Here is a 298-nt window from a genome sequence, read left to right as displayed (position 1 = left end):
AAATTCCGAGCTGTCTAGCAATTTCCCAAGTTTAGTGAGGACAGTTGAAAGGACTGTTCCCAGCTGACTAATAGTCTGAGATAGGGTTGGCAGTATCAAAACCAAAAGACCAATCACGATCAAGATAAGAGCTAGGAAAACAAGAACCATGGCAATAGGACGACACAACTCTGCCTTTACCTTCATTTTAACTAGGAACTGTTCAATTTTTTTCATAGGAACATTAAGCACAAAAGCAATAACAGCACCATAAATCAAGGTTGATGTTACATCAAAGAGAGAGATTGCTCCTGATATA

General features: G+C 38.6%; 1 pseudogene. It reads right to left on the bottom strand.

The annotated features are described in order from the left end of the window. A pseudogene (locus HMPREF2991_RS11170) lies at window positions 1–298 on the bottom strand (AI-2E family transporter); the annotation flags it as partial.

Origin of the sequence: Streptococcus sp. HMSC072D07, assembly GCF_001814835.1 — a bacterium.
Taxonomy (GTDB): domain Bacteria; phylum Bacillota; class Bacilli; order Lactobacillales; family Streptococcaceae; genus Streptococcus.
This window is presented reverse-complemented; position numbering and strand designations above follow the sequence as displayed.